Here is a 13,818-nt window from a genome sequence, read left to right on the forward strand (position 1 = left end):
TGAATCTCGGTACCATCCGTGCGCTTGTTGCGTTACGAAAGAGGTATCGGGGTGGATAGGCGTGCCCTTCTCAAGGCCGCGGGGGCGGCTGCTCTGATCGGTGCGGTGGGGTCGGCGGTCCCGAAACCGGGTCCCGTCCTGCCCCGAGCCGCGGCCCAGCCCATCTGGCACGAACTGTTCGCCCAGTGGGTCCCGGAGATATTCGCGCCGGTGCCCGAGGCGCCGCAGCATTCGGAGGCCATTGTCATCGGCTCCGGATTCGGCGCGGCCGTATCGGCGCTGCGCTTGGCCCGTGCCGGTGTCGCCACCACGGTGCTCGAACGCGGGTCACGCTGGCCCAACGACCCCTGGCGGGAAATCTTCACCGGCGACGACCTGCCCGACGGCCGCGGGTTCTGGCACACCACCAGCTTCACCGGCGTCACCAAGGTGCCGATGCAGTTCGCCGATTTCGGCGGCGTGCTGGACTGCACGCGGTATCCGGGTATCGATGTGTGGCGTGGGGCCGCGGTCGGTGGCGGGTCGGTGGTCTTCACCGGAGCGATGATCGCGCCGCCGCGCTCGCTGTTCGACCACGTTTTCGGTGGTGTGGTCGATTACGGGGAACTGGAACGCGTCTACTATCCGCGGGTCCGCGCCATGCTGCGGCTGGACCCGATGCCCGCCGATATCTACCATTCCGCGCCGTTCAGCCATTCGCGTGCCTGGGACGACCAGGTCCGCAAGGCGGGTTACCAGCCGATCCCGAACGATTCCATTTTCACCTGGGACATCGTGCGCGGTGAACTGAACGGTTCCACCCGGCCCTCGGCAACGGTGGGCCGCAGCAATCTCGGCAATTCCAACGGCGCCAAATTCGACCTCAACCAGAACTATCTGAAGGATGCCCAAGCCACCGGAAAGGCACGGATCTTCCCGGGCCACCGGGTGGACGCCATCGCCGCGGAATCGGGTGGCCGGTTCGCGGTCACGGTGAGCACGCTCCACCCCACCGGCGTGGTGCTCGGAACCCGCACGCTCACCTGCGACAAGCTGTTCCTCGGTGCCGGTTCGATCGGCACCTCCGAACTGCTGGTCCGGGCCCGGGAGATGGGCACGCTGCCCCGCTTGAACGAGCACATCGGTGCCGGGTGGGGCACCAACGGTGATGTGGTGCTCGCCCGCGGTGCCAGTTCGGTCGCCGGCCACGGCCAGGGTGTGCCCAGTGCCAGCCGGATCTTCGACGACAGCGGTCCCGCGCTGACCCTGGAGAACTGGTACATCCCGGGTATTCCGTTCGAGACCGGAGCCCTCGCCTCGCTCGCCGTGGTCCTGGATCCCACCCGTGCCAGCTTCGGTTTCGACCCGGCCACGGGCGGGGTCGGGCTCTCCTGGCCGCAACGCGCGCAGGACGAGGTGACCGCGGCGGCACGAGCGGTGGACCGGCGGATCGCGGACCGGGCCGGGGCGCTGGCCGAGTACAGCGCGCTCGGTTACGAGGCGAACGCGCTGTTCACGGCGCATCCGCTGGGCGGTGCCGTCCTGGGTAAGGCGACCGATGCGTACGGCCGGGTGCACGGTCACCCCGGCCTGTACGTCATGGACGGTGCGGCGATTCCCGGTAGCACGGCAACGGCCAACCCGTCGCTGACCATCTCCGCGCTGGCCGAGCGCAATATCGAGGCGATCATCCGCGAGGGCAGCTGACCCCGCGCGTATCGCCGCCTTCGCTCCGATACGCGCGGTCTGTGGATGGGTGTGCCCACAGCGTTGCCGACCGGCGGTAACCGGATGGGAGCGCCTCCACCGGACAATCCCGGCAGCCCGCTCGATGATGCTCGGCCCGCGGCTGGGCATGATCCGCGGCCGGGTGCGCGGCCGGCGGGTAATACTTGAACGCGAACTTTCGGCGTCGAAGGGAATGTAGGTGTCAACACCGCCGTCCACGGGGCCCGGTCCGCTGCCCGTAGCCGATACGGCCGAACCGGACGAATTCCCGCGGAAACCGCCCGCCCTGTGGACCGATTTCGTGATGCTGGCGCTGGCCGTCGTCTCGGTGGTGCTGGTCTGCTGGATCACCTTTTTCGAGGTCGCACCGGAGACCTACCACTACATCGCCATCGCCGATTACACGATCTGCGCGATCTTCGCGGTCGAATTCCTGTGGCGCTGGCGCCGGGCCGGTTGGCCCTGGACCTACCCGTTCGTCTACTGGTACGAGATCCTCGGCATGATCCCGGTGACCAGCCCGTTCTTCCGGGCTTTCCGGCTGCTGCGGATCATCGTGATCCTCGTGCGCCTGGCCCGGGTGGCCGACCGCGTCTTCGGCGACCGGGTCACCGCGGCGGTGATCAACCATTCCGTGGGCACCATCGTCGAGGTGATCAAGCGACCGATGACCATCGCGATCATGGAGGAGGTCACCGCGGTGCTGCGCACGGGCCACTACACCCGCAATATCGCGACAGCGCTGGAGGAGAACCGCGGCGAACTCGACGACATGATCGTCGAGATGATCAAGAACGACCCGCAGACCGGCCGGGTCCGCTACATCCCCTTCCACGACGACATCATCCGGTTGGTCGCCGATACTGTGTTCCGCATTCTGTTCCAGGTGCTCGCCGACCCACGCACCGACGAGCTGGTTTCGGACATGATCCGGGAGAACGTGGACCAGATCCGCGATTCGGTGCGCTCCGGGGTGAAAGTGGCGCCGTCGGCCTACGGCCCCACCCCGCATCACCTCACCGCCCGGCATCACAACGGGCTCCGGAATCAGACCAGGTCGTAGGTGGTCTCGGCCTCGGGGAACTGTTCAGCGTAGGCGGCGAAGTTCTCCACCAGGGTTTCGTAGGACTTGCGGACCGATCGTTTGAGCAGGAACCCGGGCAGCGGAGTCGGCGTGTACTGCTCGACGTGCAGGAGTACCTCGCTGCTACCGGTATCGGCGGTGACCTCGAAGAATCCGCCACCCTTGATCCCGCGGGTGCTGTCGGAGACCTCCCACGACATCCGGTTGTCCGACCAGGCGAACTCCCACACCTGCATATCGGGCGAATTGGCGACGGAAACCGTGACGAAGACCCGCCGCGGCCGGCCCTCGTCGTCGCGGGTCGCGACCCGGGCGTCGGTGAAATCGGGCGACCATTCGGAGAACATTTCGACCGCCAGCAACGCGTCCATGACCTGAGAGGGGTCGGTTTGGACATCGAATCTGATATCGGTCTTCGTACGCATCTGGTCCCTCACACCCCCGGGCTTATTACAAATAAGCCACGATTGTGTCTCGGGTGTCGCGTGATCGTCAACACGCTGACCCTGGGTACTAGGGTGACCGGCCCGCGGGTATGCGGTCCGCAAATAACTACGGCCGTTTGCTGGTGCTCCGGCTGGGTGTAGGGGCGGGCTCAGTGTGGATGTTCGACGGTCGCGTCCGGTCCCGGGAAGACCAGGGATTCGTGGCCGTCGTCGAAACGCACGATGTACGGCGGCGATCCCTCCGCGCCGCGCACTTCGACGATCTCCCCTTCATGATCACTTTGCCCGACGGTGTGCCCGTGCACATGCAAGCGGTCTCCGACGTTCGCCATCATGATTCCCATTATTCGGCGACCGTGTCGGTAATCACAACCCCTGCGCCTCAGCTATTACCACTCCCTTGACACCACTTCATCTGTAGTACTACGTTCAAACCACTCCAACTGAAGTGATAAGCCGAAGGTGGCCTCATGCGAAAGCTCGTCTACTACATCGCCGTCACGATCGACGGCTACATCGCCGGGCCCGGTGGCGAATACGACTTCTTCCCGGTGCCCGACGATATGGCCACATGGAACCCCTACCCGGAATCCATTCCGGTGCATGTGCGGGAACTCGTCGGGATTCCCGTCGATACACCCAACAAGTCGTGGGACACGGTGCTCATGGGCCGGCGGACCTACGAACCAGGGCTGGTCGAAGGGGTCCGCAGTCCCTACGCACATTTGAAGCAGTACGTCTTCTCCAGCACGCTCGATCCCGCCGATTTCCCGGAAGTCGAGATCGTCGCCACCGATCCGGTGGAACTGGTGCGCGAGCTCAAACTGCGGAACGGCCTCGATATCTGGCTCTGCGGCGGCGCCGAGCTCGCCGGGGCCCTGATCGACGAGATCGATGAGCTGGTCATCAAGAGCTATCCGGTATTGGCGGGCAGCGGTATCCCGCTGCTGGCAGGGCAGTTCCGGCCGACGCTTTTCACGCCCCGGCGGCGGCAGGAATTCAGCAATGGAACCCAGGTCACCTGGTTCGACCGCGGCTGAATCGCGTGACTGTCCCGGTCCCGGTACCCGCGCGTGGGCCGGGCGCCGGGGGCGGTAAACGTGACGTCACGCAGCTGTGTGTTATTCCACAACCAGGGCGGATACTCCCGGGACAGGCGGACCGGGCTCGGTACGCTTATGCACTGATCGCCTGTTCGCCGACATTGGAGGACCCCTCGTGGCACTCGTTGTCCAGAAGTACGGAGGATCCTCGGTCGCCTCGGCCGACCGGATCCGGCGCGTCGCCGAACGGATCGTCGAGACGAAGAAGCAGGGCCACGACGTGGTCGTGGTCTGCTCGGCCATGGGCGACACCACCGATGAACTGCTGGACCTGGCCGAACAGGTCTCTCCCGCGCCGCCCGCCCGGGAGATGGATATGTTGCTCACCTCCGGTGAACGCATCTCCAACGCATTGGTGGCCATGGCCATCCATACGCTCGGCGCCGAGGCGCGGTCGTTCACCGGCTCCCAGGCCGGTGTGATAACGACATCCGTGCACGGTAAAGCCAAGATCATCGACGTGACGCCGGGCCGGCTCCGCGAAGCCCTGGACGAGGGCACCATTGTGCTGGTCGCCGGTTTCCAGGGCGTCAGCCAGGACAGCAAGGACGTGACCACGCTGGGTCGCGGCGGTTCCGATACCACCGCGGTCGCCCTGGCCGCCGCGCTCGAAGCCGACGTCTGTGAGATCTACACCGACGTGGACGGAGTGTTCACCGCCGATCCGCGCATCGTCAACGACGCGCAGAAGCTGGAACAGGTCTCCTATGAGGAGATGCTGGAGATGGCGGCCTGCGGGTCCAAAGTGCTGATGCTGCGCTGCGTCGAATACGCACGCCGCTACAACGTGCCCGTGCATGTGCGTTCGTCCTATACCGACAAGCAGGGCACCTACGTCTACGGATCGATGGAGGACATTCCCTTGGAGCAAGCAATCCTCACGGGCGTCGCGCACGACCGCAGCGAGGCCAAGGTGACTGTGGTCGGGCTACCGGATGTGCCGGGTTACGCCGCCAAGGTGTTCCGTGCCGTGGCCGAGGCCGAGATCAATATCGATATGGTCCTGCAGAACATCTCCAAGGTGGAGACGGGCAAGACCGATATCACCTTCACCCTGCCCAAATCCGAGGGCACCCGGGCGGTGGAGTTGCTGGCCAAACACCAGGGCGAAATCGGTTTCTCCCAGGTCCTCTACGACGATCACATCGGCAAGGTGTCGCTGGTCGGCGCCGGTATGAAGAGTCACCCCGGGGTCACCGCCACCTTCTGTGAGGCGCTGGCCGAGGCCGGTATCAATATCGACCTCATCTCCACCTCCGAGATCCGCATCTCGGTCCTGGTCAAAGACACCGAACTCGACGACGCGGTCCAGGTACTGCACCGCGCCTTCGATCTCGGCGGCGACGAGGTCGCCGTCGTGCATGCCGGAACGGGGCGATAAACCATGGGTGTTCGTGTGGGCGTGGTCGGCGCGACCGGTCAGGTCGGCGCCGTGATGCGCAAACTTCTCGAGGAGCGCGATTTCCCGGCCGACGAGGTGCGGTTCTTCGCTTCGGCGCGTTCGGCGGGTAAGAAGCTGCCCTGGCGCGGTGGTGAGATCACCGTGGAGGACACCGAAACCGCCGACCCGTCCGGCCTGGATATCGCGCTGTTCTCCGCCGGCGCGACCATGTCGCGGGTGCAGGCGCCCCGGTTCGCGGCGGCCGGGGTCACTGTGATCGACAACTCTTCGGCCTGGCGCAAGGATCCGAATGTCCCGCTGGTGGTCAGCGAGGTGAATCCGGAAGCGACCCGCAATCCGGCCAAGGGCATCATCGCCAACCCCAACTGCACCACGATGGCCGCGATGCCGGTGCTGAAGCCGTTGCACGACGCGGCCGGTCTGCAGCGGCTCATCGTGTCCAGCTACCAGGCGGTCTCGGGTAGCGGTCTGGCCGGGGTCGAGGAACTCGCCTCGCAGACCCGCGCGGTGATCGACGACGCCGAGAAGCTCACCCACGATGGCAGCGCCGTGGATTTCCCGGCCCCGAACAAGTACGTGGCACCCATTGCGTTCAACGTTCTCGCGCTCGCCGGATCGCTGGTGGACGACGGCTCCGGCGAGACCGATGAGGACCAGAAGCTGCGCAACGAGAGCCGCAAGATCCTGGGACTCCCGGATCTGCTGGTGAGCGGCACCTGCGTGCGGGTCCCGGTGTTCACCGGACACTCGCTGTCGGTGAACGCCGAATTCGCCGACCCGCTGTCGGTGCAGCGCGCGCAGGAGATCCTGGCCAAGGCACCCGGGGTGCAGGTCGTCGACGTGCCGACCCCGCTGGCCGCCGCGGGTAAGGACGAATCCCTGGTCGGCCGTATCCGCCAGGACCCCGGTGTCCCGGACGGTCGTGGTCTGGCGTTGTTCATCTCCGGCGACAATCTGCGCAAGGGCGCCGCGCTGAACACGATCCAGATCGCGGAAGTCCTGCTCGCCGACCGCTGATCGGTCTGTCCCCGGCGCATCCGGTGCGCCGGGGACAGTGGTTCAGTGGATCCCCGGTGTCCGCGGATCCGTCCCCAGACACACCAGCAGTGCGCATCCCGGTGGGGCATCGCTGAACGGTGCGGCCAGCGGTTCGCCCAGGCAGGCGAATACATCGCAGCCCGGGTACGCCGAAGGGCCGATACCGAAGACGGCCAGCAGAATATCTGTGTCGATATACGAATCCGGGTCCACCGCCAACGGCGGTTCCACGTACGGGCCCGGATCGGCGACCGGCGGTTCCCGGAACGCGGCCAGCAAACGGCGGAAGAACTCGTGCGGCAGTTCATCGAAGTTCTGGATGATGCCGGCCGGCCCGTATTTGCTGACGTTGCCGAAAACACCGGTCCACACCACGACCAGGTCCAGGCTCGGCACCACGAACACGTTCTGCAACCCCATACCCGACATCGAGTAGGTGTCCGGCGGCAGGAACGAAGGGTTCTCCGCGCAACCCGGCCCCACCCAGAACAGGTACCCGTAGCACGGATTCGCCGGTGACGGCGTGATCGCCCGGGCCAGATACTCCGCGGACACAACCTGCCGCCCGCTCCAATTACCGTTGTTCGCGACGAGCAGGCCCAGTTTGGCCAGATCGTCCGGCGGGATCAGCAGATGCGCGTAGCCGTAGGTGTGGGCGGAGCGGTCGCGTGCCCAGTACCAGTCACCTCGTTCGATACCCAACGGTGCGAACAGTTCTCGTTGTGCGAACTCCTGCAGGGGTTCGCCGACGGCGCATTCCAGCACATAGGAGAGCAGGTCCACGGTGCGCTGGCTGTAGGTGAACACGGTGCCGGGCTCGTGATCCAGTGGTACGCCCAGGGCCTGCACCGCGCTGTTGGGATCGAGGGGGACGGCGCCGGTGAGGCCCTCGGTGACCACCCCTGTACGCATGCCGGAGGTTTCGGTGAGCAGATTCTCGACCGTTATCGCCCGGCGCCGCGCGTCGCCGAGGCCCGGTGGCAGATACCGGTCGATCGGGGCGTGGATATCCACCAGGCGCTGCTCGGCCGCGATCCCGGTGAGCAGTGAGATCACGCTCTTGGTCACGCTCCACACATTCCACGGGATATGCCCGGTCCGGTCGTTCGCCGGGCCCTCGCCGACCAGACAGTTGTGCCGGAAGACCTGGACATTCAGCCGGTTCCGGCTCGCGGCGAAGGTCAGCGCGTCGGACAGTCGGTGCGTGTCCAGGCCCACCTGTTCCGGTTGCGCCCGCTGCGGTTCCCGCCCGGAACTCACCGCACAGTCGACCTCCGCGGGTGTGGCGTGTGCCTGGGCCGCGAAAACCTGTCCTGCCACCAGTGTTACCGCCGCGACTCCCGCCAGGAGCCCACCGAAACGCGCCATGCGCACACAGTAATGCCGGGTGGTCGGCAGTACCGGTATCGCCGAGCCGGAGCGGCCGTGGATACGCGACGCCCCTGATCGATCGCGGATCGATCAGGGGCGTCCTGTCGACGGCACTCGTGCTGCGGTGCCGTCCCGAGGTCGGTGCGGGCGCGGCTACAGCAAGCCGAACCAATAGACCACACAGGCCAGCGCCCAGAGGACCAACGTATCCATCGACACTCCCACTCTTGTCGTAGCGGATGTCCTCCATGATGCCCGAGATACACAGATACCGGTGCACCCGCTCGGACCGTACTGCGACCTTGATCGGCCTGTGACGGATCGTGTTCGCAGCGTTATAAGTTCACGTTAAGGGCGTGCCAAGTACGGGGCCGCATTGTTGAGTCATGCCGGAGCACGAACCCGGCACTCACACCGCGAACAGGAACCCGTAGATGATCACCGAGCTGACCACCGCTCTCGCCCTGGCCGGCACCGCCACCGCCGTGGTTTTCACCGCCGGACCCGCCGCGGCCACCGAAGGTGAGCCGGGTGCCGCCGTCACCGGCCAGGCCACCTGTACTCATTCCGACGACAAGATCGTGATCGAAATCGACGCGCCGGTGATCTTTGCCCAGGCCGGTTACCAGCCCGGGCAACGCCAGCAGATCCGGTACCGCACGGTGATCGTCGACTCGGCCCAGGGTGTCCTGGCCGGGGCCGGCGAATGGGAGAGCGGACGCGCGGGTGATACCGAGCCCGCCGAGATGGACGACACCGAGGTGGACGTCCTCCGCAACGACCCGAACGCTTACTCGGTGGTCCAAGAGGTGGAGTGGCTGGCACCGGACGGCGAGAACCCGGTGGCGAGCACGGAACTGTACGCGACCGGTTACCTGATCAAGGACGGTCGCACCGAGCTCGGCGTCTTCGACTCCTGCCAGTAGTCGACGACGCCGCTGAAAGAGGGGGCGGGATGCGGACCGGTGCCTGGGGAGGACCCGGTACGCATCCCGGAAAGAGCGGATCCGGGGGACGTGGGGGATCCGGTGGGGGTGCGGGTGGTTCCGGTGTCCGGGGAGGAGCTCCGGAACCACCCGGGGGGCCGGTCGACCAGCGGGGGAGCTGGGTGACCGGGTGGGTCGGTCTGTCTCGCGGGGTGACAGACCGGCTCACGGGCAGGGTGCCGTCTGCCGACCCGGTCTCGCGGGGTGACCGGGCCGGCGGCAGCCGTCGAAACGTTCGGCTCTTCCGGATGCTCAGTGGTGGACCGGTGAACATGGTGCGTCCGGTCCGCCACCGCGAAAGGTAACCGTTCGAGAATCGGTACGGCAGCGCCCACAGACAGCGACCGGCCGGACGAAGCAGTGTCGAATCGTCCGGCCGGTCGTTCGCGTGTGCTGATGAAGAAATCCTCATCCGGGTCTCACGGTGGGGTCATCGAGGTTGGGCATAGTGGCTGATATGTCCGGTTCTCGTTCATTTGCCGCCGCGCTCGTCCTGGCCGGTGCCGCTGCCGTGGTACTGGTGAGTTTTGCCCTGACCCGCTCTCCGGAGCCAGAGCTCGATCCCTCGTCGGTCGAGGTGAGTGTCGCGCCGACCGCGTCGACGGCGCAGCGCGCCGGGGAGGATCCGGGCCCGCCCGCCCCAGCGCCCGGGCACAATCAGGGGGACGGCCCACCGCATCCGGTGCCGGGGCCGTCCGGCCCGCCGTCTGCTTCCGGGACGATGGCCCCGGCTCCTGGACCTGTGGCTCCTGCGCCCGTACCTGGTCGACCAGCACCAGCACCCGTGCCCGCGGCTCCGGTTCCGGTTCCGGTTCCGGTTCCGCAGCAGGGTGACGATGACGCCGACGGCGGATTCGATGACGACGCGGATGATCAGCCGGACTCCGATGGCCAGTTCGACAGTGATGATTGATCGCGACCCCCCGCATTCTCTCGGCACGGTGGTGTTACCTCTGCAGCCATCCGGATCGGTCACCCCGTCGACAGCCGGCCTCCCGGCGGCCGACCGGCGGGTACCGCCTCGGCGGGGATCGCGATTGCCGGCCCGGTGGAAGATCACCGCCTGGATCATGCTCACGACATTCGTGCTGCTGGTCGTGGTGCTGGTGACCGCCCGGAATCTGCTGTTGCGCGATGTGAACACCCGGGCGAACGCCGATATCGCTCAGGAGGCCGACGAATTCCGTACCTTCGCCGACGAGGGTGTGGACCCCACCACGACCCAACCGTTCACCTCGGTGGAGCGATTGCTCGAGACCTATCTGCTCCGTCAGTCGCCGATCGACGGTGAGGTGATGGTGGGGATCGTCGACGGCAGGCAACTCGGTGGCATCCGGGGTAACCTGCCCGCTGTCGTCGCCGCCGACCCAGACCTGTTCACGGCGACGGCGATACCGGAGAAGACGTCCGGGGTGGTCGCCTCGGCGGCCGGCGAGATGCGGTGGGGCCGGGTGGACGTCGAATCCGGGAGCGACCGGGGATCGTTCGTGGTTGCCGCGTTCACCGAAGTCGCGCGTGCGGGTGTGGACCGGACGATGCGCACCGTCGCCGCGGTATCGCTGGCCGGGCTGGCGCTGACCACCGGTGTCGCCTACCTGGTCGCCGGGCGCATATTGCTGCCGGTGCGCACGGTGCGGGCGGTGGCCGCCGAGATCGGCGAAACGGATCTCACCGCCCGTGTTCCGGTGGAGGGACGCGACGATATCGCGGCGCTGGCGGAGACCTTCAACGATATGCTCGATCGACTCGAGCACGCCTATACGACCCAGCGGCAGTTCGTCGACGATGCAGGCCACGAACTGCGCACGCCGATCACGGTGGTGCGCGGGCACTTGGAGTTGCTCTCCGATGATCCGGAGGAACGGCGCCGCACGCTGGCCCTCGTCGATTCCGAACTGAACCGGATGGGGCGCCTGGTCTCCGACCTGCTGATGCTGGCTAAGGCCGAACAGCCGGATTTCGTGGTGCGGCGTCCCGTCGATATCGCGCAGACGATGCTGGATATCGAATCCAAGGTGCAGCCCCTGGGGGAGCGGCGCTGGCATCTGATGGAGGTCGCCGAGGGGACCGCGTGGATCGATGCGCAGCGGGTCACCCAGGCGATGCTGCAACTCGCGGCGAATGCGGTCGGCTATTCGATGGATGGGACCACCGTGCAGCTGGGCTCGCGGTTCAGCGGTGCCGAATCCGCTCGCACGTTATCGCTGTGGATCTCCGACCAGGGGCCGGGCGTATCCCCGGAGGACGCGCCGGTGATCTTCGACCGGTTCCGGCGTGGTGCTCCGGCCGACAGTTCCGGTGCCGACCGGCGTTCCGGCGCCGGGCTCGGCCTGGCCATCGTGCGGGCGATTGCCGACGCACACCACGGGTCGGCCTGGGTGCGCAGTGTGCCCGGGGACGGCGCAACTTTCGGACTCGACCTGCCGGTCGATCCGGCCCATCCCATCGGTCGCGACGACGCTGACCAGAACGAACGAAAGGGATAGCGCATGAGCCGGATCCTGCTCGCGGAAGACGATGTGCACATCGTGTCGTTCGTCGGAAAAGGCCTGCGCGCGGCGGGGTACACCACCGAACACGTCGCGGACGGCGAGACCGCGCTGCTGATGGCCCGCTCGGGTGCCTTCGATATGGTGATCCTCGACATCGGGCTCCCGTCGATGGACGGGTTCACCGTGCTGCGCCGGCTTCGCGGCGAAGGCGTGCGGACCCCGGTGGTGGTGCTCACCGCGCGCGACAGCGTCGACGATACGGTCGCCGGCCTCGAGGGCGGCGCCAACGATTACATGACCAAACCGTTCCAGTTCGCAGAACTCCTGGCGCGCGTGCGGCTGCGTCTACAGGACGACACGATGGCGAGTGCGCCGTCGGACTCGTTGTCGCACAACGATCTGAGCCTCGATCTGCGGTCCCGGCGGGTGCGCGTCGAGGGCCGGACGGTCGATCTCACCGCACGTGAATTCGGTCTGCTGGAAGTATTCCTGCGGCACCCCGACCAGGTACTGAGCCGGGAGCAGATCCTCGGGCAGGTCTGGGGTTACGACTTCGATCCCGCCTCCAATGTGGTCGATGTCTATGTGCGGGCGCTCCGGGGAAAGATCGGTGCCCAGCGGTTGCAGACCGTGCGCGGGATGGGATACCGGTTCTCGTGACAGCGACGGAGTTCCGGACAGTACCCCGTCGCCGACCCGCGGTCCCACCGCCTCCCGCTGGTCGGACCGCCTGGCCACCGCTGCTCGCCGCGCTGGCGGGCGTCCTTGTCTGCCTGAGTTTTCTGGCCGCGGCGGCAGCCGGTGATCTCAGCCGGGAGGCGCTGATCACGCTCGTTGTCTTCGTGGCCGCCATCTGGATGTGGGTTTTCGCGCCGGTCGCGGACACCTACGTCGCGCTGGGCGCGGCGGTGGCCCTCGTCGTCACCGGCCCGATCGATACCGAGACTTTCACCGGAACTCTCGGCGATTCGGTGATCTGGTTGCTGGTCGGGTCGTTTCTGATCGCTGCGGCCGTCACCGCGACCGGCTTGCCGGCGCGAATCGCCGCGCGGGTGCTCACCATCGCTCGTACGCCGCGCCAGCTGGTCCACCTCCTCACTGCCGTTCTGCTGGTCACCACCTTCGCGATTCCGGCAACCTCGGGCCGGGCCGCCCTGGCGCTTCCGGTCTTCCTGGCCCTCGCCGAGGTGCTGCGGCATCGGCCGCAACTCGTCCTGGCACTCGCGGTCGGGATTCCCTCGGTGATCTTGTTCTCCGCGGTGGGTTCGCTTCTCGGTGCGGGCGCACATCTCATCACCAGCGAAATTGTCGCCACGGTCACCGGTGAGGGATTCCACTTCGTGCAGTGGCTGATTCTCGGCCTGCCCCTCGCGGTGGTCTGGTCGCATCTGGCCGCGGAGATCGCGCTCGCTCTCTTCGCCGACCGCGCCGAGCGGCGCACGCCGCTGAGAGTGCCTACCGCGGCCTTCGCCGAGGTAGCGCCCGGGAACGCTGTACACGGGCCGCTCTCCGGGCCGCAGCGGCGTGTGCTCATCGTGCTGGCTGCGGTCGTGGTGTTGTGGTGCACGGAGGCCCTGCACGATATCGATCCGGCGGTTGTCGCCGTGCTCGGCGCCCTGGCCGCCACCGCCCCGAAAATAGGCGGTACGACCCTGCCCGCCGCGGCGAAAACGATTCCGTGGACACTCCTGCTGTTCATGGCCGCCACGCTCTGCCTGGGAATTGCCCTCACCACCAGCGGCGCCTCCGCGTGGCTCGGCGGCCTCATCTTCGATCCGGTGCGTTCACTGGGCCCTGCCGCGGCCACGGTTTTCCTGGTTCTCACCGTCGTCGTGTCCCTCATGGCTCATCTGATGATCCAGTCCCGTTCGGCACGATCGGCCGTGCTGGTCCCGCTCATCGTCGCCACTGCGCCGGCGGTCGGCGTGGACGCGGCGGCTGCGGCATTTCTTTCGACGGCGGCCGCGGGCTACTGCCACACCATGACCAGTTCGGCGAAGCCGATGGCCGTATTCGCCGGATCGGACACCGTTCCGGGATTCCGATCCGGCCATCTGCTGCGATACTCCGCCGTCCTCGCCCCGTTATCGGTCGCGCTGCTCCTCGCGTTCGCACTGTGGGTCTGGCCGCATCTGGGACTGACTCCCACGCCCTGACCCAACGCGCTCGACACTCTCGAAAGGCATCCC

At 66.8% G+C, this 13,818-nt stretch carries 12 protein-coding genes; 9 read left to right on the plus strand and 3 right to left on the minus strand.

Annotated elements, in window-relative coordinates:
* The first annotated feature begins 51 nt into the window (after positions 1-51).
* Entirely contained in the window at positions 52-1,686 is a 1,635-nt protein-coding gene (locus ACIA75_RS04735; RefSeq protein ID WP_397099909.1) for a GMC oxidoreductase, read from the plus strand.
* A 220-nt stretch (positions 1,687-1,906) separates the two neighbouring features.
* Entirely contained in the window at positions 1,907-2,770 is an 864-nt protein-coding gene (locus ACIA75_RS04740; protein WP_397099911.1) for an ion transporter, read from the plus strand.
* Here the strand turns inward: ACIA75_RS04740 and ACIA75_RS04745 are convergent.
* Both ACIA75_RS04745 and ACIA75_RS04750 read right to left on the minus strand, forming a co-directional pair.
* Positions 2,755-3,216 carry an SRPBCC family protein gene (locus ACIA75_RS04745; protein WP_397099913.1) on the minus strand — a complete coding sequence of 154 codons (462 nt, stop codon included), beginning with the start codon at positions 3,214-3,216 and terminating at the stop codon, positions 2,755-2,757. The genes ACIA75_RS04740 and ACIA75_RS04745 overlap by 16 nt on opposite strands.
* Before the next feature lie 170 nt (positions 3,217-3,386).
* Positions 3,387-3,572 carry a DUF1918 domain-containing protein gene (locus tag ACIA75_RS04750; protein ID WP_397099915.1) on the minus strand — a complete coding sequence of 62 codons (186 nt, stop codon included), beginning with the start codon at positions 3,570-3,572 and terminating at the stop codon, positions 3,387-3,389.
* Between the two features lie 135 nt (positions 3,573-3,707).
* On the opposite strand from ACIA75_RS04750, the gene ACIA75_RS04755 reads away from it, so the two are divergent.
* The 3 genes from ACIA75_RS04755 (at position 3,708) to ACIA75_RS04765 (ending at position 6,759) form a co-directional block, all read left to right on the plus strand.
* Positions 3,708-4,277 carry a dihydrofolate reductase family protein gene (locus tag ACIA75_RS04755; RefSeq protein ID WP_397099917.1) on the plus strand — a complete coding sequence of 190 codons (570 nt, stop codon included), beginning with the start codon at positions 3,708-3,710 and terminating at the stop codon, positions 4,275-4,277.
* A 178-nt stretch (positions 4,278-4,455) separates the two neighbouring features.
* On the plus strand, positions 4,456-5,721 hold the full coding sequence (locus ACIA75_RS04760) for an aspartate kinase (protein WP_397099919.1): 1,266 nt from the start codon (positions 4,456-4,458) through the stop codon (positions 5,719-5,721).
* Between the two features lie 3 nt (positions 5,722-5,724).
* Positions 5,725-6,759, plus strand: a complete 1,035-nt coding sequence (locus ACIA75_RS04765) for an aspartate-semialdehyde dehydrogenase (RefSeq protein WP_397099922.1) — start codon at positions 5,725-5,727, stop codon at positions 6,757-6,759.
* Positions 6,760-6,801: 42 nt separating this feature from the next.
* On the opposite strand, the gene ACIA75_RS04770 is transcribed toward ACIA75_RS04765, so the two are convergent.
* Positions 6,802-8,148: a serine hydrolase domain-containing protein gene (locus tag ACIA75_RS04770; protein WP_397099924.1), complete on the minus strand. Its 1,347-nt coding sequence runs from the start codon at positions 8,146-8,148 to the stop codon at positions 6,802-6,804.
* 437 nt (positions 8,149-8,585) lie between these two features.
* Between ACIA75_RS04770 and ACIA75_RS04775 the strand changes: the two genes are divergently transcribed.
* The 4 genes from ACIA75_RS04775 (at position 8,586) to ACIA75_RS04790 (ending at position 13,785) form a co-directional block, all read left to right on the plus strand.
* Complete coding sequence (locus ACIA75_RS04775) at positions 8,586-9,077, plus strand: hypothetical protein (protein WP_397099926.1); 492 nt, start codon at positions 8,586-8,588, stop codon at positions 9,075-9,077.
* Between the two features lie 1,130 nt (positions 9,078-10,207).
* Positions 10,208-11,623 carry a sensor histidine kinase gene (locus ACIA75_RS04780; protein ID WP_397100932.1) on the plus strand — a complete coding sequence of 472 codons (1,416 nt, stop codon included), beginning with the start codon at positions 10,208-10,210 and terminating at the stop codon, positions 11,621-11,623.
* A 3-nt stretch (positions 11,624-11,626) separates the two neighbouring features.
* Entirely contained in the window at positions 11,627-12,289 is a 663-nt protein-coding gene (locus ACIA75_RS04785) for a response regulator transcription factor (protein WP_397099928.1), read from the plus strand.
* Positions 12,286-13,785 (plus strand): SLC13 family permease, encoded by a 1,500-nt coding sequence (locus ACIA75_RS04790; RefSeq protein ID WP_397099930.1) that lies wholly within the window; start codon positions 12,286-12,288, stop codon positions 13,783-13,785. Before ACIA75_RS04785 ends, ACIA75_RS04790 begins: the two co-directional genes overlap by 4 nt.
* Positions 13,786-13,818 lie beyond the last annotated feature (33 nt).

Origin of the sequence: Nocardia sp. NPDC051750 (genome assembly GCF_044453135.1) — a bacterium.
Classification (GTDB): domain Bacteria; phylum Actinomycetota; class Actinomycetes; order Mycobacteriales; family Mycobacteriaceae; genus Nocardia.